Below are 22958 nucleotides of genomic sequence, written 5' to 3' on the forward strand. Positions count from 1 at the left end.
CAGGCCCGTCTGACAGTTTTCTGCCGGCAGCTCTGGTAATGATGGCCTGACGGGTCCAGATAGCCTTTCCCAGAAACTCACTGGCTCGAAAGGCGCACGCGGTGCCCGATACTGAAACAAAGGCACCGACGCCCGAAACACTGCCCGACCGGAAGGTTCCGGGGCAGATGGAAATGGTGGTCATGGTCGCGGGTCTGATGGCCCTGAACGCGCTGGCCATCGACATCATGCTCCCGGCCCTGAACGAGATCGCGCATGCCGTCGGCCTGACGGCTGAAGGCGTCGAGAGCGACAACCGCCAGCAACTCATCATCTTCTCCTACATCCTCGGTTTTGGAGCGCCCCAAATCCTTTGGGGGCCGATCACCGACCGGTTCGGGCGCCGCGGCCCGCTCTTTGTCAGCCTCATCGGCTACATCGTCATGGCATCGCTGTGCATCACACTGCGGGAGTTCCATGCCCTGTTGGCCGCACGCTTTGTGCAGGGCGTGTTCTCGTCCGGTGCCCGGCTGGTGGCTGTCTCCATCGTCCGTGACCTTTTCGCCGGACGGCAGATGGCCCGTTTCATGTCGCTGGTGATGACCATTTTCATGATCATCCCGATCATCGCCCCGGCCGTCGGACAAGCCATTCTCCTGGTAGCGCCTTGGGAGTGGATCTTCGGCGCGCTGGTCGTGTTCGGACTTGGCATGCTTGGCTGGACATGGGCCCGCCTGCCGGAAACGCTGCCGACTGAAAACCGCCGGCCGCTGAACCTCGGCAATGCACTCGGTGCCTATGCACAAGTGATCCGCACGCCGGTCACATTCGGATACATGTGTGCGTCCGGTATCGTGTTCGGCGCGCTCTTCTCTTTCATCGCGACGTCTGAACAGGTTTTCCGGGAAGTCTTTGGCCGCGGTCAGGACTTCGTTCTCTGGTTCTCAGGAATCGCCGCCATGCTGGCCGTGGCCAACTTCGCCAACTCGAGACTGGTCGAGAAGATCGGCATGCGCCGGATCAGCCATTCAGCCCTGTTCCTGTTCACCGGGCTGTCGGCCCTGTCTGCAGCGATCACCTTTTTCATGGGCGAGAACCTTCTCTGGTTCTATCCGCTGTTCATCCTGACATTCGCCTGTTTCGGCCTGCTGGGCTCGAACTTCTCGGCGCTCGCCATGGAACCGCTGGGCTCCATCGCCGGGACGGCATCCGCTGCATATGGATTTGCCACGACGACCGTCTCCAGCCTGATCGGCATGCTGATCGGCAGCCAATACAACGGCTCCACGATCCCGTTGATGCTCGGCTTTGTCTGCCTCGGTCTCTCTTCCCTCACGATCATCCTGATCACCGAAAAGGGCAAGCTGTTCAGTTCACGTTGATCCGGCGGTTGCTGCGCGTGACGTTTTCCCGGTCGCTGGACAGAGGACGCACCTGACGCTCCAGGTGTTCGATGATCTTGTCGGCAATGTCCTTGCCGGTGGCATTCTCGATACCTTCGAGGCCGGGAGAGGAATTGACCTCCAGCACTTTCGGCCCGTCCTTGGTCTGCAGCAGGTCGACGCCCGCCACGCTCAGCCCCAGCACTTTCGCTGCTGCGCGAGCGGTTTCCCGTTCTTCCGCCGTCAGGCGAATGCTGGATGCCGTTCCACCGCGGTGCAGGTTGGAGCGGAACTCCCCCTTCTGTGCCTGACGTTTCATGGCGCCGACGACCTTGTTACCGATCACGAAGGCGCGCACATCCGCCCCGGCGGCCTCTTCCACGAATTCCTGAACCAGGAAGTCCGCATCGAGCCCGCGGAATGCATCCACGAGGCTTTCGGCCGCCTTGCGCGTTTCAGCCAGAACCACGCCGCGTCCTTGTGTTGAGGTCAGCAGTTTCAACACGACCGGTGCCCCATCCACGAGGCCGATCAGGTCTTTCGTATCCTTCGGGCTATGCGCAAAGGCTGTCACCGGCATGGCGATCTTCGCCCGGGCGAGCAGCTGCTGGGCCAGAAGCTTGTCGCGTGACCGGCCGATCGACCCTGCCCCGTTGAGGCAAACCGCACCTGTGTTCGAGAATTGGCGCAGCACGGCCATGCCATAGTCGGTAATCTTGGCGCCGATGCGCGGGATCACAGCGTCGTATCGCGGCAGCGCCTTGCCGTCATAATGCACCTGCGGATCCAGCGTGCCGATCTGCATGTAGCAGCGGGCCGTGTCGATCATTTCGATCACATGGCCACGTTCACGCGCTGCCTCAACAAGACGGCGGCTGGAATAATTGTTGGGCTCCCGCGTCAGCAGCGCAATGCGAAGCGGGCGCTTCACCGGCTTCTTCTTCGGCAAGCCCTTGTAGAGCTTGTAGGAGAGTTCCGGCATGCGGAAGGATTCGTTCGGGTCAACCACCATGTCCGGCTGCATGGCGCCGCGGCCGAACAGCATGCGGTACATCATGTTCTCGCGGTTGGTCAGAGTCAGCTGGATGGGCCAGCGCCGGGCGCCCATCTGGACTTCCGTTTCGATCACATAGCGCAGCTCGGTCTCGCCGTTGGAACTCGTTACCTCGCGCCGGTCAACCACGGGCGCAGAACAGGTCACTTCCAGGGCCGGATCGTTCGGGTCGGGCTGGATCAGGAACCGTACTTGCGGATTGGTCACCGGACCAAACGGCTCGATCACGCTGGCATGCAGCGCGGACGTCTTCGCGCCCGTATCGATCTTCGCCTTGATCGCCGGCAAGCCGAGGTCTGGCAGTGCCAGCCATTCTTCCCAGCCGAGCTCGAACGGGTTGGAGTGGGGCATGGTCAGTGCGCCTCTGTCAGAATTTTCCGCCGCTTATGCCTGCCTGAAGACAAGCACAAGCGGCAAGAACATGACAGGGCTCACCTCTAACCTGATAGAAAGCCGGGAACGACCGTCGAGAAAAAAGTCGAAGTTCAACAAATTGTCGCCTACAATTTCTATTTTAAGTAACGCCCCGAACATCCCTTCAACTGCCGGAAGTTTCATGGAAGATCTCATCCAGGTAATAGGAAGGTTGCTCCCTCTCTGGGTGATTGCGCCATGCTTTACCTGGAGCTGGCGCTCCTACCTTGTGCTGACGGGCTTAGCAGGAACCATCTTGTGGTTCCTCAACCTAGAACTTCAGAAATTCATGCGCTGCGTAGCGTGCGACCACGGAGCCGGCAATGCATTAAGCCTTGTCTTTTTTGACATGGCGCTCTGGCTATTCATGTGTCTGGCACTTGGTCGTCTGCTGACGTTGGTCCTCAAACAGACCGTCGGTTGGCCTCGCCACAAGGTCTTCTTCCTTGAGGCGCTCCCTCTCTTTTTCCTGATTGGCTTTGTCGGACTATCTCTGGCTTTTCTGGAAGCAACCAGAACCTGATAGCGCTCAGCCTTTCACAAGCCAGGCCTTTTCAACGATGCCGACGACGTCGCCCATGATGCCGGTGATCTTGAAGTCCTTCGGCGTGTAGATGCGGGAAACCCCCATCTGGCGCAGAGCCTGAGCATCTTCTGGCGGGATGATGCCGCCGACCACAACCGGCACATTGTCGAGACCGACCTTGCGAAGTTCTGCCAGCGTTTCGCGGACGAGATCAAGATGGCTGCCCGACAGGATGGACAGGCCGACCACATGGGCATTGGCTTCCTTGGCCTGCGCGGCAATTTCATTGGGCGCGAAGCGGATGCCTTCATAGACGACATCCATGCCGACCTCGCGGCCACGCGCCGCGATCTGTTCGGCGCCGTTGGAGTGGCCGTCGAGACCCGGCTTGCCGAGCACATAGGTCAGGCGGCGGCCGAGCGCATCGGACACCCGGTCGACTTCCTTGCGGACGGCTTCGGTGTCTTCATCGCTGTCGGAATTGATGACGACCGCCACGCCGGTGGGCCCGCGATATTCGCCGAACACTTCACGCATCGCCTCACCCCACTCACCAGTGGTGACACCGGCCTTGGCGCAGGTGATGGAGGGCTCCATGATATTGGTCCCCTCTTGCGCAGCAGCCTTGAGGCTGGCGAGTGCGGCTTCAGCAGCGGCGTTGTCGCGGTTCGCACGCCAGGCCGTCAGTTCACGGACCTGCATCATCTCTTCGGCCGGATCGACCGTCTGGATCGCCCCGTCGCCGCCGCCGAGCGGGCTTTCTTCCGTTTCGGTGTAGCGGTTGACGCCAACGACGGTCAGGGCGCCGGATTCAATTGCCTTCACGCGCTCGATATGTGCGCCGACGAGACTTTCCTTCATGAAGTCGATGGAGTTCGTCGCGCCGCCGCGCGCATCGATTTCCGCGAGCGTCGTTCGGGCGAGCTCTTTCAGTTCGTCCGTCTTGCCTTCGATCACATGACTGCCGTCGAACAGGTCTTCATATTCCAGGAGGTCTGTTTCGTAAGCGAGAATCTGCTGCAGGCGCAGAGACCATTGCTGGTCCCATGGGCGTGGCAGGCCAAGCGCCTCGTTCCAGGCGGGCAGCTGCAGCGCGCGGCAGCGGGCCTTCTTGGACAGCGTCACGGCCAACGCCTCGATAAGGATACGATAGACATTGTTCTCGGGCTGCGGCTCGGTCAGACCAAGGGAGTTCACCTGAACGCCATAGCGGAACAGCAGGGCTTTCGGATCGGTCACGCCATAACGCTCCCGGCCGATCTCCTCCCAGAGTTCCACAAAGGCACGCATTTTGCAAAGTTCTGTAACGAAACGCACACCCGCGTTCACGAAGAATGAGATCCGCCCGAAAACAATTTCAAAGTCTTCTTCTGGAACTTTGCCACCAGCTTTTACCGTATCGAGCACGGCAATGGCCGTGGCAAGCGCGTAGGCGAGCTCCTGTTCCGGCGTCGCGCCCGCTTCCTGCAAATGGTAGGAGCAGACATTCATCGGATTCCACTTCGGCACCTCGGTGTAGCACCAGGTGACCATGTCCGAGATCAGCTTCATCGACGGCTCGGGCGGGAACACATAAGTGCCGCGCGAGAGGTATTCCTTGACGATGTCGTTCTGGGTTGTGCCGCGCAGCTTCTTGCGGTCGTCTCCGCGCTCATCGGCAAGAGCGACATAGAGCGCCAGCATCCAGGACGCCGGTGCATTGATCGTCATCGACGTGTTCATCTGCTCCAGCGGCAGTTCCGCCATCAGCTCGCGCATGTCGCCGAGATGTTTGACCGGCACGCCGACCTTGCCGACTTCGCCGCGCGCCAGGATGTGGTCGGCGTCATAGGCCGTCTGCGTGGGCAGGTCGAAAGCGATAGAGAGGCCCGTCTGACCCTTGCCCAGATTCATCCGGTACAGCTCATTCGACTTCTTGGCGGTCGAATGGCCGGCATAGGTGCGGAAGATCCACGGCCGGTCGGGATTGTGCTGGAATGAAGTCTGAGTGTCAGCCATGGGGCATGCGCCTCCCAACGCAGGATTTTATGTTGCGGCGCAACATGCCCTCCGGAAACCGGACTGACAAGACACCGGATGGAGCGTCTTGCGGCCGCAGGCGGGCAGGGCCACATATATCACATGATACACGTTTCATCCGGCGGTCCGACAGGGGGCCCGACAGAAGGATTGTCGGCCGGCTCCCTGCAGCTGGCGCTGCGCCTTCGCCTCGCCGCACTGGTTGCATTTCCTGCCGCGGCCGCCCTCGCCGCCGTCATGCAGAGAAGCTTCCTTGTGCTGCTCCTGCTGGCCGGCGGAATGATGCTGGTTTCCTGGATCGAGCGAATCCGTTTCCTGCGCGCGGCCGGCGAAACAAGAATGCCGGATCCCGGCGCCTTCTGGCCCGGTTTCGCAGCACGTACCGGCCTGTTGCTGGGTATCTTCATCATAACGCTCGGCATCCTGGCGCTTTTCCGGGACACCTCGCTCGCCCGGGGGTTCGGCTGGCCGGACCTGCTGATCGCAGGGGGTACGACCGGCGCGGTTTACCTGATGAATCTCGCCAGTGCCCGGCTCGCCGCAGACCAGGCGAACATCATCTCGACGCAGCTGAACGCCTCGTTCCACTCGGGAGGCCGCCCCAGCGGGGGTCCAGAAGATATCATCGAAGGCGAATTTACCTCGCCGGACGAACGCTAAAGCCCGGCGCGAACGATCGGGCTCAGCCGAGCGTCCATGGCGCCACAGCGGCGACATCGGCCCCCATTGCCTCAAAATAGAGACGCTGGACCCTCCGTGTAACCGGGCCAGGCTTCCCATCACCGACCGGTTTGCCGTCAAGCGAGATGACCGGCGCAACGATTGCGCCGGAGGATGTGGTGAACACTTCCTTCGCCGCGGCGGCCTCTTCCGGCGTGAAAGCGCGCTCCACGATCTTCAACCCTTCGCCTTCGAGCAGGGAAACAACCCCCGCCCGGGTAATCCCCGGCAGGATCGAATGGGATAGCTCGCGCGTGATCAGCTGCCCTTCCGCATCGACGATCCAGGCATTGGCCGAGGCAGCCTCGGTGACCAGACCGTCTTCAACCATGAAGGCCGTTTCCGCGCCCTCCTCCCGGGCGGCGCGATAGGCCAGCGCCTGGGAGAGGAGCTGCACCGTCTTCATGTCGCGGCGCTTCCAGCGCGTATCGCCCAGCGTGATTGCCCTGATCCCCTCCCGGGCCACATCGCCAATCAGCGGCCGGGCATCTGCGTAAAGAAATACAGTAGGCGTGAACGTCTCCGGCCCGGCGAAATCGCGCAGGCCATAGTCCCCCGCCGTCACCTCAAGATAGACCGTCCCCTCTTCCATCCCATTCTTGTCGACGAGGTCTGAGTGGATTTCAGCCCATTTCTCATCACTATAGGGATTGGGGATGGATATGCCCTCCAGAGTGCGCCGGAGACGAGAAAGATGCCCCTCAAGATCGATGAAACGGCCATCATATACCGATGTCACTTCATAGGCGGCGTGCGCGAACAGAAACCCCCGGTCGAACGGGGAAATCGTTGCATCCTCAACAGGACAGAATTTTCCGTTGAGATAGACGGTCCGGCCGATTGTCATTTTTGTCACGCTCCTGAGACTTGTCATTGTGCACCGCAACAAAACAACTTGCATCGGGGCATCCATGACGCCAAGGTGGCGCGCGCCGAGGGCCTTGTGAAGCTGCACCAAGATCGCACCACCGGGTTTTTTGCAGAAAGTACAAAGGAGGAGGGCATTCCGCCATGAGCCGGGAAGTCAAAGACATTTATGAGTTGGGCGAGATTCCGCCCGAATTCCACGTTCCGAAAATGATGTACGCCTGGGCGATCCGCCGGGAACGTCATGGCCGTCCGGCCACCGCCATGCAGCTGGAACAGGTTCCGGTGCCGGAAATCGATTCCGACGAAGTGCTGGTGCTCGTGATGGCTGCCGGCGTGAACTATAACGGCATCTGGGCCGCTTTGGGCGAGCCTGTGTCGGTGTTCGACGTCCACAAGCAGGACTATCACATTGCCGGATCTGACGCCGCGGGCATCGTCTGGGCCGTTGGCCGCAAGGTGAAGCGCGTGAAGCCGGGCGACGAAGTCGTCATTCACTGCAATCAGGACGATGGCGACGACGAGGAATGCAACGGCGGCGACCCGATGTTCTCCCCATCCCAGCGCATCTGGGGCTATGAGACACCGGACGGCTCCTTCGCGCAGTTCTGCCGCGTTCAGGCCCGCCAGTGCATGCCGCGCCCGAAGCACCTCACCTGGGAAGAAAGCGCCTGCTACACGCTGACGCTCGCCACCGCTTACCGTATGCTGTTCGGCCATCGCCCGCACATCGTGAAGCCGGCCGACAACGTCCTCGTCTGGGGCGCCTCCGGCGGCCTTGGCAGTTTCGGTGTCCAGCTCTGTGCCGTTACCGGCGCCAACGCCATCGGCGTCGTCTCCAGTGACGACAAGAAAGAGCACGTGCTCAGCCTCGGCGCGAAAGGCGTGCTGAACCGCAAGGACTTCAATTGCTGGGGCCAGCTGCCGACCGTGAACGGTCCGGAATTCAAGGACTATATGCGCGAAAGCCGCAAGTTCGGCAAAGCGCTGTGGGAGATCACCGGCAACAAGGATGTCGACATCGTGTTCGAACACCCTGGCGAGTCGACCTTCCCGGTCTCCGTCTTCGTGGTGAAACGCGGCGGCATGGTGGTGATCTGTGCCGGGACGACCGGCTTCAATCTGACCATGGATGCGCGTTTCCTCTGGATGCGCCAGAAACGCGTTCAGGGCAGCCACTTTGCCAACCTGAAACAGGCCTCTGCCGCCAACGACCTGGTCATCAACCGCCGTATCGATCCGGGCATGTCCGAAGTCTTCCCGTGGGAAGACATTCCGGCTGCACACGAAAAGATGCTGGATAACAAGCACCTGCCGGGCAACATGGCTGTGCTGGTGACCTCTCCGAAGCCGGGCCTGCGTACGGTGGAAGACGTACTTGCCGTGAACGGCCAGGCCAGCTGATCATGCTGAGCCGCGCTTTCGCGGAAGAATTTGCCAATGACTGGCTGTCGGCATGGAACGACCGGGATATCGACCGTATCCTGTCGCACTATGCCGACGATGTCGTCTTCCACAGCCCGCGCATTGCCCTGGTGATGGGAAATGACGCCACCACCGTCCGCGGAAAGAAAGCGCTGCAAGCTTACTGGACCGAGGCCCTCTCAAGGGCCCGGTCTCTTTTCTTTGCGATCGACAATGTTCTGGTCGGTTCGGACGCCGTGACCATTCTCTACACGAACCATCGTGAAGAGAAGGTCGCGGAGACCTTCATCTTCAATGAGGACGGCGAAGTGAGCCTATCGATCGCGGCCTACGGCCCGGCCTAGCCTTCGAACGGATCGCGCATGAGGATGACGTCCTCGCGTTCCGGACTGGTGGAGACCAGCGCACAGGGCTTGCCGACGAGCTCTTCGAGGCGGCGGACATATTTCACCGCTTCAGCCGGAAGGTCCGCCCAGGAGCGCGCCCCTGCCGTCGAGCCTTTCCAGCCCGGCATGGTTTCGTAGACCGGTTCCACCGCAGCCTGATCGGTCAAGCCGGCGGGGAAATAGTCAATCTCTCGCCCGTTCAGGCGGTAAGCTGTGCAGATCTTGATCTCGTCAAAGCCATCCAGAACATCGAGCTTGGTCAGCGCCAGCCCATTGACGCCCGAGGTCGCACACGCCTGGCGCACCATGACGCTGTCGAACCAGCCGCAGCGCCGCGCCCGGCCGGTATTCGTACCGAACTCGCGGCCCACCGTCCCAAGACGTTCGCCGATTTCATTGTTCTGCTCTGTCGGGAACGGACCAGCGCCGACCCGCGTCGTGTAGGCCTTCGCGAGGCCCAGCACATAAGATATCGCGCCCGGCCCGACACCCGATCCTGCCGACGCATTCCCTGCAACGACATTGGAGGAGGTCACGAACGGATAAGTGCCGTGATCGACATCCAGCATCACGCCCTGGGCGCCTTCGAACAGGATGCGCTTGCCGGCCTTCACCTGCTCGTCCAGCAGCTTCCAGACCGGCTGGGCGTAGGCCAGGATCTTCGGGGCGATTTCCAGCAGGTCTGCCTTCAGCTTCGCTCCATCCGGTTCCGGCAGGTCGAGCCCTGCGCGCAACGGCCGGTGATGGGCCAGCAGGCGTTCAATCTTCATGTCGAGCGCGGCCGGGTCGGCAAGGTCTGCCACACGAATGGCCCGGCGGCCGACACGGTCTTCATAGGCCGGGCCGATGCCGCGCTTGGTCGTGCCGATCTGGGCGGCGCCCAGCGCGCCTTCGCGGGCTGCATCGATATCCTTGTGCCAGGGCAGGATCAGCGCAGCATTGTCAGCAAGGATCAGGGTCTCCGGCGAAACCTCGACCCCCTGCCCCTGGATGCCTTCGATTTCGGTCAGCATGTGCCAAGGGTCGACGACCACGCCATTGCCGATCACCGAAAGCTTGCCGCCGCGAACGAGTCCGGATGGCAGCAGCGCCAGCTTGAACACCTTGCCGTCGATCACCAGCGTATGGCCGGCATTGTGCCCGCCCTGAAAACGGACAACCACATCCGCCCGGCTAGAAAGCCAGTCGACAATCTTGCCTTTGCCCTCGTCGCCCCACTGGGCGCCTACGACTACGACTCCAGCCATGTGCTGCTCCTGTTCAGTCCGCGGCGACAAGGGCAGGATTCAGCGCAGAAAAGCAAGTGGCCTTTGGCCGCGCGCTACTCGAAACTGTAGCTGAAGCGTACGCCGACATTGTCGAGCCCCTGGTTGCGGCCATTGCCGAGCACCTGACCGTGGCTGAGGTGCTCGTACATCACCTCCACGCCCCAGGTTTCGTTGATGTCGTGATGAAGGCCGAATGTCGTGCGGAACAGGTCGCGAGACCCGAGCAGCACGTGCTCTTCCGTAAATGCCAGGCTGCGTGGGTCGCCATCCGGATACGGGCTCGCCAACTCGCCGTCATGGATGACGTAACCGAAGCTCGGTTCGAACTGCCAGGTTTTCGTGATCGGAAACGACCAGTGCAGCCCGACGCCGCCGAAGCTGGTCTCACCCTGCAAGTTTCCGCTGCCCATGAGATAGGGCTTCGGGCTCCAGATGAAGCTCAGAAAATCAGGGGAATTGAAGAGGATATCGCCATTGATGCTCTGGCCGGGTTCCTTGTTGGCATTGTCGCAATCGAGGACGCAGACATTCTCCTGCATCACGCCGAGGCGGATCTCGCTAACGAGATCTGCAGAGGCGGATCCGGCGAATGAGGCTGCAGCGGTGATGCTGGCAAGAAGGTAACGGCGCATGGAAACTCCCTGTAATATTACGGGCGAGTAAGAATTTCCGGACTCGCCCGTCAAGCGTGAAACCGGCCGTTCACGTCAATTTGCGGGGACAGGCAACCGGACGGACACAACGCCTCCACCCGGAATGGAAAAACGGGCGGCCCGGCGGACCGCCCGTCCTCAAGATATCGAATCAGGCTTGTCGCCTGAAACAGGTCAGAACGTCAGCACTTTGGCGTAGCGGACCTGCGGCAGGCCGTTCAGCTTCTCGACCAGGCCGCCGCTTGGCGTCGAATCGATGCCGATCAGGGCAATCGCCTCGTCCCCTGCCGTCGTCCGGCCGAGGTGGAAGGTAGCGATGTTGATCTGCTCCTCGCCCAGCATCTGGCCAAGCGCGCCGATGAAGCCCGGCTGGTCGAGGTTGTTCACGTAGAGCATGACCGGGGCGAAATCGCCTTCCAGCGCCATGCCCTTCACCTCGACGATGCGCGGCTTGCCGGCGATCAGCGTGCCGGCCAGCGTGCGCCAACCGCCTTCCGGGGCGTTCTTCGTCGCCTTGGTCTTCACCTTGACGCGGATGAGGCTGTCATAGACCGGGCTGTCTTCAGTCTTGGTTTCGGTCAGCTTGACGCCGCTGTCGGCCAGAATCGCCGGCGCCGAGACCATGTTGACGTCCCCGCGCGAGGCACGCAGCAGGCCGGCGAGCAATGCTGCCGTCATCGGTTTTCGGTTCAGGTCTGCGACCTCGCCCTCATACTCGATGACCACCTCTTCGTAGCCAAAGTCGGAGATCTGGCCGGCGAACGAGCCAAGTTTTTCCGCCAGCGTGGCGAAGGGCTTGATGCGCGGGGCTTCTTCCGCTGTGATCGACGGCATGTTGAGCGCATTGGTGACGGCGCCGGACAGAAGATAGTCCGACATCTGCTCGGCCACCTGAAGGGCAACATTTTCCTGCGCCTCGTTCGTGGACGCGCCGAGGTGCGGCGTGGCGATGAAGTTTTTCTTGCCGAAAAGCACGTTCTCCTTCGCCGGTTCGACGGCGAACACGTCGAAGGCTGCACCGGCAAGATGACCGCTTTCCAGCAGGTCAGCCACGGCTTCCTCGTCCACCAGGCCTCCGCGGGCGCAGTTCACGAGGATCAGGCCTTTCTTGGTTTTGCCAAGGTTTTCGCGGCTGAGGATATTGCGGGTCTGGTCCGTGAGCGGAACGTGCAGCGTGATGACGTCTGCGCGTTTCAGCAATTCGTCCAGTTCCACTTTCTCCACGCCAAGTTCCAGCGCGCGCTCTTCCGTCAGAAACGGGTCATAGGCCACGACACGCATCTTCAGGCCAATGGCGCGCTCCGCAACGCGGGAGCCGATGTTCCCTGCCCCGATCAGGCCGAGCGTTTTGAACGAGACCTCGACCCCCATATAACCGGATTTCGGCCATTTGCCCTCCTGCGTCTCGGCATTGGCGGCCGGGATCTGGCGGGCTGCAGCGAACATCATCGCGATGGCATGCTCTGCCGTCGTGATGGCGTTGCCGAAGGGCGTGTTCATGACCACGACGCCATTGGCGGTCGCAGCCTTGATGTCGATATTGTCGACGCCGATACCGGCCCTCCCAATGACTTTCAGGTTCGTCGCGGCGGCGATGACGTCGGCGTTCGGCTTGCAGGCCGAGCGGACGACGAGGCCGTCATATTCCGGAATCTCTGCAATCAGTTCTTCCGTGTTCAGACCGGTCTTGGTGACCGTTTCGATGCCGCGGGCGTGGAAGATTTCCACGGCGGCGGGGGAGAGTTTGTCTCCGATAAGGACTTTAGGCATAGTCTTTTCCTTTGCTCGCGGCTGTCGCGGACCATCGCCCGCGCCGCTCTGCCTTCGCCTTGTTCGTGAAGGCGCAATTCAGATTCAGGTGCTAGAGTGAGGCGACTTCTTCAGCGAAGGCCCAGTCGAGCCACGGCGTCAGTTTCGCAACGTCGGACGGTTCCACCGTGCCGCCGCACCAGATGCGCAGGCCGGGAGGGGCCTTGGCATAACCGGCGGCGTCGAAGCAGGCGTTTTCCGTTTCGAGACGCTTCATCATCGCCTTCACGAAGGCGCGCTGACCGGCCTCATCGAGCCCTGCAACCCGCGGATCGACAATCTTGAACGTCACGCCGGTATTGGAGCGCACGTCTGCATCCGGACAAAGGAAGTCGACCCAGTCCGTTTTCGCGACCCAGTCGGTGAGAATGCCGAGGCTTTCGTCGGAGCGGGCCTTCAGGGCTTTCCAGCCGCCAAGTTCCTCACACCAGTCGAGCGCCTGCAGGTAATCTTCGACGCACAGCATGGACGGCGTGTTGATCGTGGAACCTTCGAACAGGTCCTCATTCAGCTTGCCGCCCTTGGTCATGCGGAACAGTTTCGGCAGCGGCCGGTCCGGCGTGTAGGTTTCCAGACGCTTCACGGCGTTGGGGCTGAGGATCAGCATGCCGTGGGCCGCCTCCCCGCCGAGGATCTTCTGCCAGGAATAGGTCACCACATCGAGCTTCTCCCACTCAATGTCCTGCGCGAAGGCAGCCGAGGTCGCATCGCAGATCACGACGCGGTCCGGGTTCGGCTTGATCCAGTCGGCATTCGGGACACGCACACCCGAGGTCGTGCCGTTCCAGGTGAAGATGATGTCGGCGTCGTCGCGCGCCTTCTCGAAGGGCGGCAGTTCGCCGTAATCGCCGACATAGGTGTTGCAGTCCGCCAGCTTCAGCTGCTTGGTCGCGTCGGTCACCCAGTCCTGGCCAAAGCTTTCCCAGGCAAAGACATCGACCGGCTTCGCGCCCAGCATGGACCACATGCACATTTCAACGGCGCCGGTATCGGACGCCGGCACGATGGCCACGCGATAGCCTTCCGGCAGGCCGAGAATCGTCTTGGTCCGCTCAATGGCCGCTTTCAGCTTCTTCTTCGCATCACCGGAGCGGTGCGAGCGGCCAAGGGCGGCAGTGTTCAGTTTTTCAAGGGAAAATCCTGGGCGCTTGGCAGTCGGGCCCGAGGAAAAATGCGGGCATGCTGGCAGCACGCCGGGTTTGGCGACGGTCGTCATCTGTTTGTACTCCTATCCTTACAGATAGGCTGGCATCCGTTGGGGGATGCTGGCCCGCCGCGTCTGTCTCATATTTCGGAGGTCCGCGCAAATGGCTTTTCTGTGACTTGATATATGCGTGACCTGATGCCGCGACCTGCTAAGCTGCGCGGAAAAATGGAGGACCCCCATGAGCATGACGATCCAGCCCCTCACCGGCACCCTTGGCGCGGAAATCCACGGCGTGGACCTGAAGCAGGATCTGTCGAACGCCGAGTTCGACGCGGTCCACCAAGCGTTTCTCGACTACAAGGTGATCGTCCTGCGCGGGCAGCAGGGCATGACGCCGGACCAGCACAAGGCCTTCGCCCGCCGCTTCGGCACGCTGAACATCCACCCTTATGTGAAGGGCATGGAGGGTCACCCGGAACTGCTCGAGATCATCAAAGAGCCGGAGGAGAAGACCAATTTCGGCGGTGGCTGGCATTCCGACATGAGCTTCCTGGAGGAACCGGCCCTCGGCTCCATCCTGCATGCCCTCAAAGTGCCGCCCTTTGGCGGCGACACACTGTTCGCAGACCAGCAGGCCGCCTATGACCGGCTCTCCCCAGGTCTGAAGAAAACGCTGGAAGGCATGACCGCCATCCACACCGCCAGCAAGGAATATGGCGCGGACGGCTATTCCGCCGCTGTACGCCAGTCCATGGATGCCAAGTCCGCCCCCGATGCGCCGGAATATGAACACCCAGTGATCCGCACCCATCCTGAAACGGGCCGCAAGGGCCTGTTCATCAACCCCGCCTTCACGCTGCGCTTTGCCGGGTGGAGCCGGAAGGAAAGCCGGCCGCTGTTGAACTATCTGTTCGACCTCTCACGGGAGGAGCGCAACACGTGCCGCGTCCGATGGCAGGAAGGCGACGTCACCATGTGGGACAATCGCTGTGTCTGGCACTATGCCCTCAACGATTACCATGGCCACCGCCGCCACATGCGCCGGGCCACGATCAATGGCGACCGTCCACGCTAGGAGGGCAAACCCTCGCGCCCCAGGCCCCCACCGGTTGCAATCACCCGCAACACCTTGGAAAAAGTCTGTTTTCGGAGTATATTCCCGCCAACGGGTGGGACCAGAGACACCTATCGTGCCCGCGGACGCCGTTGACTGACAGCCACGTTCGCAACTGATCGAGACCACCTCCACGCCATTGAGCCATCCGGCCCAATCGATCTGCTCACTGATGAGCGGACTGCAATTCCTATGGAGGGAACAATGAGGATCAAATTCGGGCGGATGATCCGCCCCCTGGCCTGCGGAGTGGCGGCAGCGGCCCTTTGTGGCGGCGCGCTGGCGCAAACCTTCACCTTTGAGTCCACGTCGGAAGAGCCGACGACGCTCGGCGCATCGACACCGGAAGGCTCTGTCGCCGGCGCATACTGGACCGGTGCATCCACGGTCACACAGGCAGACGGTACCGTCAGTAACAGCACCTTCACCTGCGTCTCCACAAGCCAACCGCCAAGGGACTCCATCTTCATGGTGCACGGCGTGTGCGACGGCACTGGCCCGGAGGGCGACTATACCGTCTATTCCGGCTGCAACATTCTGAATCCGGAAGCCGGGGAAATGTCCTGCGTCGGTGGCCTCATCGGCAAGTCCGGCGATTATGAAGGGCGCCGCGGTGTCCTGACGATCCACTCCAAGGGCGGCGCCTCGGTCGGCACCGGACAATGGTTTGAATAGCTAGGTAATTTAGACACCCGTTCAGAATGCGGCGGCCTCCGGATAGCCGGACGCCGCCGCGTTTCTATTCAGCGACGGAGATGAAGGGATACACCCCGCCCCAGGCGATCAGGACCTGCCCGAAGAAATAAAGCCCCCACACGGCCAGCGATGGCCCCATGCGCTTCGCCGCGCCCGGCGGCCGGGTGAACAGCTGCAGCGACAGGATCATGTCGGAAGCGACAAACATCACAGCCCCCAGCGTCACCAGCAGGAAGGGCGGCGGCAACCGCAGTGCCGCAGCCCCCATCACAAGGATGATAGCCGTATAGGCAAAGACCGGAATCCGCATCGACCCAAGGGATGGCGCGAGCCAGCGCACGAACACCACCCCGCCCAGCACCAGCACGATCTGGGCCGTCAGGTTCAGCAGCGTCCGGTCCGCCTGTGGCAGGGCCCAGAACAGGGCGACATAGGCGACATGCGCCAGGAAGAAAGCCGCCATGCCGGGCTTCAGCCATTTGTCCTCGCCGGGCTTGTCCATCGCGAGGAAAGCGTCCCCTGCAGACGACAGGGCAAGCCCCGCAACCAGCAGCCATGGTCCATCTGCCATGAAGGCAAACAAGGCCAACAGCGCGGTCGACCCGGTCTTTACCAGCAGGCCGGGCAGCCCCCCGCCCTCTCGCCAGCACCAGCCGGCCCAATACATCACGCCCAACACGATCGCGCCCGCAAGCACGGCGGTTTCCCCAGCCATCCGGCCGCCTCCCTCTGTTTTCTTCTTCTAGTCTTCCTTGACCGCTTCCGGCACCCGCAACAGGCGCCGGGCCGCGGCCCGATGCGTTTCTTTCACATGCATGCCCACCAGGCCAAGGGCTGTTGCGAGCACAGTTGCGTCGTCGGTAAATCCAAGACCGGTGATGAAGTCCGGCAGCATGTCCATCGGTGTGACAAAATAGGCGACGGCGGCAAACAGGACGGCCTTCGCCCGCATCGGCGTGTGCGGATCGCGCGCGGCGTACCAGGCCGCCACAAGGTCGTCCGCGAAGGGGATTCTACCCACCATCCGCATCAGCTTCGGGATCAGCCCGCGCGAGGTACGCTCGTCGCGCTCGATCGACTTCGGGATATAGCGTCCGTCCTCGCTGAGAACGGTGTTGATAACTTCCGCTGCGTCAGACATTGCGTCCTCCTGTGAGACCTATAGATCATCTGAAAAGTTGTCAGAAACAAGGGAGGGCCGCGGCCCATGGAACTCAATTCGAATATCTCAGCTGTCATCACCGGTGGCGCCTCCGGTCTCGGCGCCGCGACCGCCACGAAACTGGCCAGCTATGGCGTCAAGGTCGCCCTGTTCGACCTGAACGTGGAAAAAGGCGAAGCCCTCGCCAAGGAACTCGGCGGTGTGTTCTGCGAGTGTAACGTGACCGACGACGCAAGCGTCGATGCCGCTTTCGCAAAATCCCGTGCCGCCATCGGCCAGGAGCGCATCCTGATCAACTGCGCCGGCACCGGCAACGCCATCAAGACGGCCAGCCGCAACAAGGAAACCGGCGAAATCAGCCACTTCCCGCTCGATAAGTTCAACTTGATCATCCAGATCAACCTGGTCGGCACCTTCCGCTGCATCGCGAAATCGGCCGCTGGCATGATGACCCTCGACCCGATCGACGGCGAGCGCGGCGCAATCGTGAACACGGCTTCCGTTGCTGCTGAAGATGGCCAGATCGGCCAGGCTGCCTACTCCGCTTCCAAGGGCGGCGTTGTCGGCATGACCCTGCCGATCGCCCGCGACCTGTCGCGCGAACTGATCCGCGTCAACACGATCCTGCCGGGCATCTTCAACACCCCGCTGCTGCAAGGCGCTCCGGAACCGGTCAAACAGGCCCTCGGCGCCCAGGTGCCGCACCCGGCCCGCCTCGGCAACCCGGAAGAGTATGCATCGCTCGCCACCGAAATGTGCCGCAACGGCTACTTCAACGGCGAAGACGTCCGCCTCGACGGTGCCATCCGCATGGCGCCGCGCTGATCGCCTGAAAAGGTACGAAAGCCTGAAAAACCCGCTCGGAAGAGCGGGTTTTTTGTTTCCGCTGCGGCAGGGGATGTCAGGCGCGGCGGGTGCGCTACAAGGGTTCCGATAAGAGATTGGGAGGTCCAACCGTGGAATATGATGACGTTGTCCGCAGCCGGCGCAGTATCCGGGGCTTCCTGAAGAAGCCGGTCCCGAAAGCGCTCGTCCGCGAGATCCTTGAAATCGCCATGCGCGCGCCAACCTCGCTGAACTCCCAGCCATGGAATTTCTATGTCGTCTCCGGCGACGTGCTGGACCGGATCCGCAAGGGCAATGTCGAGCGCAATGTTGCGGGCGTGCCCGACAGCCGCGAATTCCGCATGGGCCCGCCCTATGAAGGTGTCCACCGCGAACGTCAGGTTGAGATCGCCATCCAGCTGTTCCAGGCCATGGGCATCGAACGCCACGACAAGGAAGCCCGGATGGACTGGGTGCTGCGCGGCTTCCGCCAATTCGATGCGCCGGTCTCCATCGTCGTCACCTATGACAAGGCGCTGGCCGGCGGCGACATTCCGCCTTTCGACTGCGGCGGCGTCGTCAACGGCATCGTCAATGCCGCCTGGAACCGCGGCCTCGGCTGCGTGATCAATTCGCAAGGCATCATGCAGAGCCCGGTTGTGCGCGAGGAAGCGGGCATTCCGGACGATCAGGTGATCCAGACCTGCGTCGCCATGGGCTGGCCAGATGACACCTTCCCGGCCAATGCGGTCGTCTCGAAACGGAAGTCCGTAGACGAAGCCGCCACCTTCCTTGGCTTTGACGACTAGCCGGGCGCGGCAGTCCTGCCTGACGCAGCGACTGCCAGGAAACACACCGCACCGACCGCCAGTTCCAGCGCGGTGATCCACACCATCGCCTGATCCGGAACGCCGTCCACCATCAGGCTGGCGAGCCGTGCCAAGCCGTAGCCGGTGTAGAAAACGGCGCTGGCGGTCAGGGCGAGTGTCTGCAGGCGATGGACAAACAGGCCGGCAAGCGCCAGCAGGCCAGCGGCCAGAATAGGTCCGCCTGCAGCCCGCATTTCATTCAGCAGCGCAGCATCCCCTGCGCCAAGATGAATACCGGATGTTGCATGGAATGCGGCAGGGTCCAGAACGATGGCCGCGCCGATCAGGACGGCGATCACGCCGGAAAGAAACAATGCGGCAGAGGGAAACAAGGAACGGGACATGGGGCTCTCCTTTTGAAAAGACTGTGAGTGAAGGTCAGGCCAATTCGACAACGGCCATCAGCATGAAGACGGCAGCCGCGGCTGAGGCGAGCGTGCGGACGGTGTTCCAGAAACTCCAGGCCGGGACATAGCGGTGCCAGTAGGCTGCGGCGACGGCGCTGTCGTGTGCCATCCGGTCAAGGCGTTCATTCATGGGCACATTGAATACCGCGGTCACGCCGAACGAGCCGATCACATAGGTGACGGCTGCCGCGATGATCCAGGCGGCTGCCGGGCCGCCCTCCTGCCAGATCGCGAAGGCTGCCATTATCGGTGAGACGACGGCCATACCGATCAGCAGGACCATGAAAAGCGTACGGAACACTTTGCGGTTGATCAGTTGCATCGCCTCGATCCCGCCAGCGGGCTGCGTCGCCGCAAGCGATCGCATGACGAAATCGGAAAAGGTGAGGAACACGCCGGCCACGAGGGCATAGGCGATCACGGAAAATTCGCTGGCGTACAGCATCCATTGTTGGGTCATGTAGGTCTCCTTTGCGGGATTGGGTGATCCGGTCAGCTGGTCAGCCAAGCCGGTTTGTGCAGATAGGTATCGTCCGAAAGCTGACGGATCAGGAAATCCGCCACGTCGGCACGGTTGATGTGGAATTTCAGCTTCCGGTCCGGTGCGAGGCTGCTGGACCCGTGCGCATAGGCGCCGGTGCGGTCGCCATCCCGGTAGGGGCCAGGCCGCGCGATGATCCAGTCGAGGCCTGAGGCAGCAATCTCTGCTTCCTGTGCCTCATGGTCGGCGAACATGTGCTCCATCATCAGTGGGCCAAGCAGGTATTTGTAGTGCGCCGGGATCAGGGGATAGCTGTCCCCTGCCCCGATGGAGGACAGGCAGACCAGCCGGTCGACGCAGGCATCTTTCATGGCCCGTATGATCTGGGCCGTACCGCTGGCACGAATCCCGCTCTTGTCCTGCAGGGGTGCGCCAAGAGCGCAGACCACCGCATTTGCGCCGGCCACCGTGTAATAGACCGCCTCTTCATCCGACACATCGCCCGGAACCAGCGTCAGGCCCTGCGGCAGGTCCGCCAACTTGCCGGGGGACCGGACAAGCGCCGTTACAGCCATTCCCTTTTTGAGGGCCTGGGCAACGACGTGCCGCCCAACACCGCCGGTCGATCCGAAAACTGCTATTCGCATGATTGCCTCCTTTTGCTTGACACGATGTCAATTGACACGGCGTCAAATAGGTGATCACTTGACACTATGTCAAGCCCCAATCCCGATACTCGTAAAAGAATCCTCCAGGCCACAGCCGACCTCCTGACTGAAGGTGGCGGCACTGGCGTGCGGATGTCAGACATTGCCAAGCGCGCCGGCATCAGCCGGCAGGCGGTCTATTTGCACTTCGCCAACCGCGCAGACCTGCTGATCGCCACCACGTTTTATGTGGATGAGTTGAAAGACTCCGACGCGCGCCTCGCCCCAAGCCGGGCGGCAAAGACCGGTTCGGAACGCCTCGACGCATTCATTGAAGCATGGGCCGGTTACCTGCCGGAGATCTATCCCATCGGGCGAGCGCTGATCGATATGAGCCCGACGGATGAGGAAGCCCGCAGCGCCTGGGCCCAGCGGATGCAGGACATGCGGGAAGGCTGTGAAGCCGCCATCAACGCCCTGAAACGCGACGGCGACCTTGCCCCCGGCATGACAGCACCGCAAGCGACGGATCTCCTCTGGACGCTCTTGCTGCTGCCGAACTGGGAACACCTGACGCAGGTCTGCGGCTGGTCGCAGAAGCAGTATCTGACGCACATCACCGCCACCGCCCGCCGCCTGTTTGTCATGGGCGCTTGAGTCCGCCAGCTTTTTGGCAGATGATGCAACTATTGACAGTTAAAGTGCCGTTACATGCGGCCGGGGGAGGGCGTCATGCTGAAAGTCTACGGGCTCAAGGTTTCTTATTTCACGGGCAAGCTGGAATCCTATCTGCGCTACAAGGAAATCCCCTACGAGTTCTGCCCGATGAGCGCGCAGGAGTTCATGCACACAATCCCTGAAAAGACCGGCGCCATGCAGATGCCTGCCGTGGAACTGCCGGACGGCCATTGGATGACCGATTCCAGCCCGATGATCGACTGGTTCGAAACCCAGCACCCTAGCCCACCGATCCTCCCGGAAGACCCGGGCCAAGCCTTCCTCTGCCGCTTGATCGAAGACTATGCCGACGAATGGCTCTGGCGCCCGGCCATGCATTACCGCTGGAGCTATCCGCTCTCTTCGAAACTTCTCGCCCGGCAGATCGCAAATGTGATGGGCCGGGACATCAAGGCGCCCGGCTTCCTGAAACGGCGGCGGACGGAGAAACGCCAGAAGCATAATTTCGTCGATCGCGACGGCGTCACCCCGGACACGCGCGCGCATGTGGAAGGCAGCTATCTCAAGCTGCTCGACTTGCTGGAACCCGTCTTTCAGGCACGGCCTTTCCTGCTGGGTGACCGGCCAACGCTGGCCGACATCGGACTGATGGGGCCACTCTTCCGCCACTTCGCGATGGACCCCGTGCCTGGCATCATCATGCGGGAAAATGCCTCCGGCGTGATGGCCTGGGTCTACCGCGTCTGGAATGCCCGCGGCTCCCGCACCAGCGGTGGCCTTGTCCGCGGCATCCCGGACGATCTGTTGCCCCTGCTGCGTGAACTCGCGGAAACACATCTGGAAGCGCTCAACGCCAACGCCCTCGCCTGGCGGGCAGGCGGTGCGCGCCATGGCATGACCATTCAGGGCACCGCCTATCGTGATCTGCAAACGTCCCAGTACCGGGTCTGGTGCCTTGAAAAGCTGCAGGCGCACTATCACGCGCTGGACGACGCGGCCCGCGCCGACCTTGACCCGGTCCTGCAATCCAGCGGCGTGATCGATCCATTGTTGCGCCTGCCGGAGGTGGACAGCGGCTATGCCAATGCGGCCACTGCGCCCTTCGGCCAGTCGCTGCCGGTGTTTGCAGAGATCCATAACTGACAGTCTCCTTGCGGCAGGTGCCGTTGGGAGAGTGCTGGCGCAGCCGGTCACCGGGCGTATAAATGCCCCGACAATATTGGAAGAGGAACGCGTGACATGGCAGACGCATATATCGTAGCAGCAAAACGTACCGCCGGCGGCCGCCGCGGCGGCGCCCTCGCCGAATGGCATCCGGGCGATCTTGGCGCGCAAGTCCTGAACGCGCTCGTGGACGAAACCGGCATTGATCCGGCGGCCATCGAGGACGTGATCATGGGCTGCGTCTCGCAGGCGGGTGAGCAGGCCGCCCAGATCGGCCGGACCGCTGTCCTGGCCTCGAAACTTCCCCAGAGCGTTCCCGCCGTGACGATCGATCGCCAGTGCGGTTCCTCGCAGCAGAGCCTCCAGTTTGCGGCCCAGGCCGTGATGTCGGGCACGCAGGACCTTGTCATCGCCGCCGGCGTTGAAAGCATGACCCGCTGCCCGATGGGCATCAACGCCCGCGCCGGCAAGCTGTTCGAAGTGCCGACGGACCCGACGCCGCAATCGGTGAAGGACAAGTTCGGCATCAAGCAGTTCAGCCAGTTCGTTGGTGCCGAGATGATTGCCAAGAAGCATGGCCACACCAAGGAAGAGCTCGACGCCTTCTCGGTGGAAAGCCACAGGCGCGGCGCCGAGGCCACCAAGGCTGGTGCCTTCAAGGATGAGATCGTCGCCCTCAAGGGCCGCGATCCGGAAGGCAACGAAGTGATGCACGACAAGGATGAAGGCATTCGCTACGACGCCTCCATGGAAGGCATGGCGAAGCTGAAAATCCTGATGGATGACGGCATCATGACCGCCGCCAATGCCAGCCAGATCTGCGACGGTTCGTCCGGCGTGATGGTCGCGTCCGAAGCTGCCATCAAGGCGCACAACCTCACGCCGCTGGCCCGCATCCACAACCTCACCGTCACCGCCGGTGACCCGGTGATCATGCTGGAAGAGCCGCTGTTCGCCACCGACCGCGCCCTGCAGCGCGCCGGCATGAAGATCGACGACATCGACCTCTATGAAGTCAACGAAGCCTTCGCGCCGGTTCCGATCGCGTGGCTGAAGCATCATGGCGCAGACCCGGCGAAACTGAACGTCAATGGCGGCGCCATTGCGCTCGGTCACCCGCTCGGCGCTTCGGGCACCAAGCTGATGACGACGCTGATCTACGCCCTGCGTGCCCGGGGCAAGAAGTATGGCCTGCAGACCATGTGTGAAGGCGGCGGTATCGCCAACGTCACCATCATCGAAGCGCTGTAAGCCAGGCCTTCAACG

The 22958-nt window shown here is 61.9% G+C and carries 24 protein-coding genes; 12 read left to right on the forward strand and 12 right to left on the reverse strand.

Annotation, left to right across the window (positions count from 1 at the left end; genetic code table 11):
• The first annotated feature begins 101 nt into the window (after positions 1 to 101).
• Complete coding sequence (locus HY26_RS04325) at positions 102 to 1361, forward strand: multidrug effflux MFS transporter (RefSeq protein ID WP_233351534.1); 1260 nt, start codon at positions 102 to 104, stop codon at positions 1359 to 1361.
• Here the strand turns inward: HY26_RS04325 and rimK are convergent.
• Entirely contained in the window at positions 1348 to 2766 is a 1419-nt protein-coding gene (gene rimK / locus HY26_RS04330; RefSeq protein WP_112073007.1) for a 30S ribosomal protein S6--L-glutamate ligase, read from the reverse strand. The genes HY26_RS04325 and rimK overlap by 14 nt on opposite strands.
• Here rimK and HY26_RS18825 point away from each other — a divergent pair.
• Positions 2765 to 3352 (forward strand): hypothetical protein, encoded by a 588-nt coding sequence (locus tag HY26_RS18825; protein ID WP_146740180.1) that lies wholly within the window; start codon positions 2765 to 2767, stop codon positions 3350 to 3352. The two genes, rimK and HY26_RS18825, sit on opposite strands and share 2 nt — an antisense overlap.
• A gap of 6 nt (positions 3353 to 3358) precedes the next feature.
• Here HY26_RS18825 and HY26_RS04340 read toward each other — a convergent pair whose 3' ends face one another.
• Positions 3359 to 5353, reverse strand: coding sequence for a protein meaA (locus tag HY26_RS04340; protein WP_112073009.1), 1995 nt, complete (start codon positions 5351 to 5353; stop codon positions 3359 to 3361).
• A 123-nt stretch (positions 5354 to 5476) separates the two neighbouring features.
• Between HY26_RS04340 and HY26_RS04345 the strand changes: the two genes are divergently transcribed.
• Positions 5477 to 6034 (forward strand): hypothetical protein, encoded by a 558-nt coding sequence (locus tag HY26_RS04345; protein WP_155843500.1) that lies wholly within the window; start codon positions 5477 to 5479, stop codon positions 6032 to 6034.
• Positions 6035 to 6056: 22 nt separating this feature from the next.
• Here HY26_RS04345 and HY26_RS04350 read toward each other — a convergent pair whose 3' ends face one another.
• Positions 6057 to 6941: an aminotransferase class IV gene (locus HY26_RS04350; RefSeq protein WP_051599522.1), complete on the reverse strand. Its 885-nt coding sequence runs from the start codon at positions 6939 to 6941 to the stop codon at positions 6057 to 6059.
• Positions 6942 to 7105: 164 nt separating this feature from the next.
• Here HY26_RS04350 and ccrA point away from each other — a divergent pair, with 164 nt between their 5' ends.
• Entirely contained in the window at positions 7106 to 8365 is a 1260-nt protein-coding gene (ccrA, locus tag HY26_RS04355) for a crotonyl-CoA carboxylase/reductase (RefSeq protein ID WP_034761576.1), read from the forward strand.
• Between the two features lie 2 nt (positions 8366 to 8367).
• Positions 8368 to 8730 carry a nuclear transport factor 2 family protein gene (locus HY26_RS04360; RefSeq protein ID WP_112073010.1) on the forward strand — a complete coding sequence of 121 codons (363 nt, stop codon included), beginning with the start codon at positions 8368 to 8370 and terminating at the stop codon, positions 8728 to 8730.
• On the opposite strand, the gene HY26_RS04365 is transcribed toward HY26_RS04360, so the two are convergent.
• The 4 genes from HY26_RS04365 to HY26_RS04380 all read right to left on the reverse strand — a co-directional run bounded on the left by HY26_RS04365 (position 8727) and on the right by HY26_RS04380 (position 13718).
• Positions 8727 to 10019, reverse strand: a complete 1293-nt coding sequence (locus HY26_RS04365; protein WP_112073011.1) for an adenylosuccinate synthase — start codon at positions 10017 to 10019, stop codon at positions 8727 to 8729. The two genes, HY26_RS04360 and HY26_RS04365, sit on opposite strands and share 4 nt — an antisense overlap.
• A gap of 74 nt (positions 10020 to 10093) precedes the next feature.
• Positions 10094 to 10672: an acyloxyacyl hydrolase gene (locus HY26_RS04370; RefSeq protein ID WP_112073012.1), complete on the reverse strand. Its 579-nt coding sequence runs from the start codon at positions 10670 to 10672 to the stop codon at positions 10094 to 10096.
• 195 nt (positions 10673 to 10867) lie between these two features.
• Positions 10868 to 12463, reverse strand: a complete 1596-nt coding sequence (gene serA / locus HY26_RS04375) for a phosphoglycerate dehydrogenase (RefSeq protein WP_034761569.1) — start codon at positions 12461 to 12463, stop codon at positions 10868 to 10870.
• A gap of 91 nt (positions 12464 to 12554) precedes the next feature.
• Positions 12555 to 13718 (reverse strand): phosphoserine transaminase, encoded by a 1164-nt coding sequence (locus HY26_RS04380; protein ID WP_034761567.1) that lies wholly within the window; start codon positions 13716 to 13718, stop codon positions 12555 to 12557.
• 169 nt (positions 13719 to 13887) lie between these two features.
• Here HY26_RS04380 and HY26_RS04385 point away from each other — a divergent pair, with 169 nt between their 5' ends.
• Together HY26_RS04385 and HY26_RS04390 are read left to right on the forward strand one after the other, a co-directional pair.
• Positions 13888 to 14724 carry a TauD/TfdA family dioxygenase gene (locus HY26_RS04385; protein WP_112073013.1) on the forward strand — a complete coding sequence of 279 codons (837 nt, stop codon included), beginning with the start codon at positions 13888 to 13890 and terminating at the stop codon, positions 14722 to 14724.
• A gap of 243 nt (positions 14725 to 14967) precedes the next feature.
• Positions 14968 to 15438, forward strand: coding sequence for a hypothetical protein (locus HY26_RS04390; RefSeq protein ID WP_112073014.1), 471 nt, complete (start codon positions 14968 to 14970; stop codon positions 15436 to 15438).
• Between the two features lie 64 nt (positions 15439 to 15502).
• On the opposite strand, the gene HY26_RS04395 is transcribed toward HY26_RS04390, so the two are convergent.
• Positions 15503 to 16174 carry a lysoplasmalogenase gene (locus HY26_RS04395; protein WP_112073015.1) on the reverse strand — a complete coding sequence of 224 codons (672 nt, stop codon included), beginning with the start codon at positions 16172 to 16174 and terminating at the stop codon, positions 15503 to 15505.
• A gap of 27 nt (positions 16175 to 16201) precedes the next feature.
• Entirely contained in the window at positions 16202 to 16600 is a 399-nt protein-coding gene (locus tag HY26_RS04400; protein WP_034761559.1) for a YkvA family protein, read from the reverse strand.
• A gap of 66 nt (positions 16601 to 16666) precedes the next feature.
• Between HY26_RS04400 and HY26_RS04405 the strand changes: the two genes are divergently transcribed.
• Together HY26_RS04405 and HY26_RS04410 are read left to right on the forward strand one after the other, a co-directional pair.
• Entirely contained in the window at positions 16667 to 17446 is a 780-nt protein-coding gene (locus HY26_RS04405; protein ID WP_034761557.1) for an SDR family NAD(P)-dependent oxidoreductase, read from the forward strand.
• Positions 17447 to 17577: 131 nt separating this feature from the next.
• Positions 17578 to 18255 carry a nitroreductase gene (locus HY26_RS04410; protein WP_034761553.1) on the forward strand — a complete coding sequence of 226 codons (678 nt, stop codon included), beginning with the start codon at positions 17578 to 17580 and terminating at the stop codon, positions 18253 to 18255.
• Here HY26_RS04410 and HY26_RS04415 read toward each other — a convergent pair.
• Genes HY26_RS04415 through HY26_RS04425 form a run of 3 tightly spaced genes read right to left on the reverse strand, consistent with a single transcriptional unit; the run spans position 18252 to position 19850 of the window.
• On the reverse strand, positions 18252 to 18659 hold the full coding sequence (locus HY26_RS04415) for a DUF4345 family protein (RefSeq protein ID WP_112073016.1): 408 nt from the start codon (positions 18657 to 18659) through the stop codon (positions 18252 to 18254). The genes HY26_RS04410 and HY26_RS04415 overlap by 4 nt on opposite strands.
• Positions 18660 to 18693: 34 nt before the next feature.
• Entirely contained in the window at positions 18694 to 19182 is a 489-nt protein-coding gene (locus HY26_RS04420; RefSeq protein ID WP_233351535.1) for a DUF1772 domain-containing protein, read from the reverse strand.
• 32 nt (positions 19183 to 19214) lie between these two features.
• A complete protein-coding gene (locus HY26_RS04425; RefSeq protein WP_034761550.1) occupies positions 19215 to 19850 on the reverse strand; it encodes an NAD(P)-dependent oxidoreductase in 636 nt (211 codons plus the stop codon).
• A gap of 66 nt (positions 19851 to 19916) precedes the next feature.
• Here HY26_RS04425 and HY26_RS04430 point away from each other — a divergent pair, with 66 nt between their 5' ends.
• The 3 genes from HY26_RS04430 to HY26_RS04440 all read left to right on the forward strand — a co-directional run bounded on the left by HY26_RS04430 (position 19917) and on the right by HY26_RS04440 (position 22943).
• Positions 19917 to 20507, forward strand: a complete 591-nt coding sequence (locus tag HY26_RS04430; RefSeq protein ID WP_112073018.1) for a TetR/AcrR family transcriptional regulator — start codon at positions 19917 to 19919, stop codon at positions 20505 to 20507.
• Between the two features lie 75 nt (positions 20508 to 20582).
• The gene (locus HY26_RS04435) at positions 20583 to 21671 is read left to right on the forward strand and encodes a glutathione S-transferase family protein (RefSeq protein ID WP_158531418.1); all 1089 of its coding nucleotides are present in this window, start codon (positions 20583 to 20585) and stop codon (positions 21669 to 21671) included.
• A 96-nt stretch (positions 21672 to 21767) separates the two neighbouring features.
• A complete protein-coding gene (locus tag HY26_RS04440) occupies positions 21768 to 22943 on the forward strand; it encodes an acetyl-CoA C-acetyltransferase (RefSeq protein WP_034761542.1) in 1176 nt (391 codons plus the stop codon).
• Positions 22944 to 22958 lie beyond the last annotated feature (15 nt).

Source organism: Hyphomonas sp. GM-8P, from assembly GCF_003263315.1.
Taxonomy (GTDB): Bacteria; Pseudomonadota; Alphaproteobacteria; order Caulobacterales; family Hyphomonadaceae; genus Hyphomonas.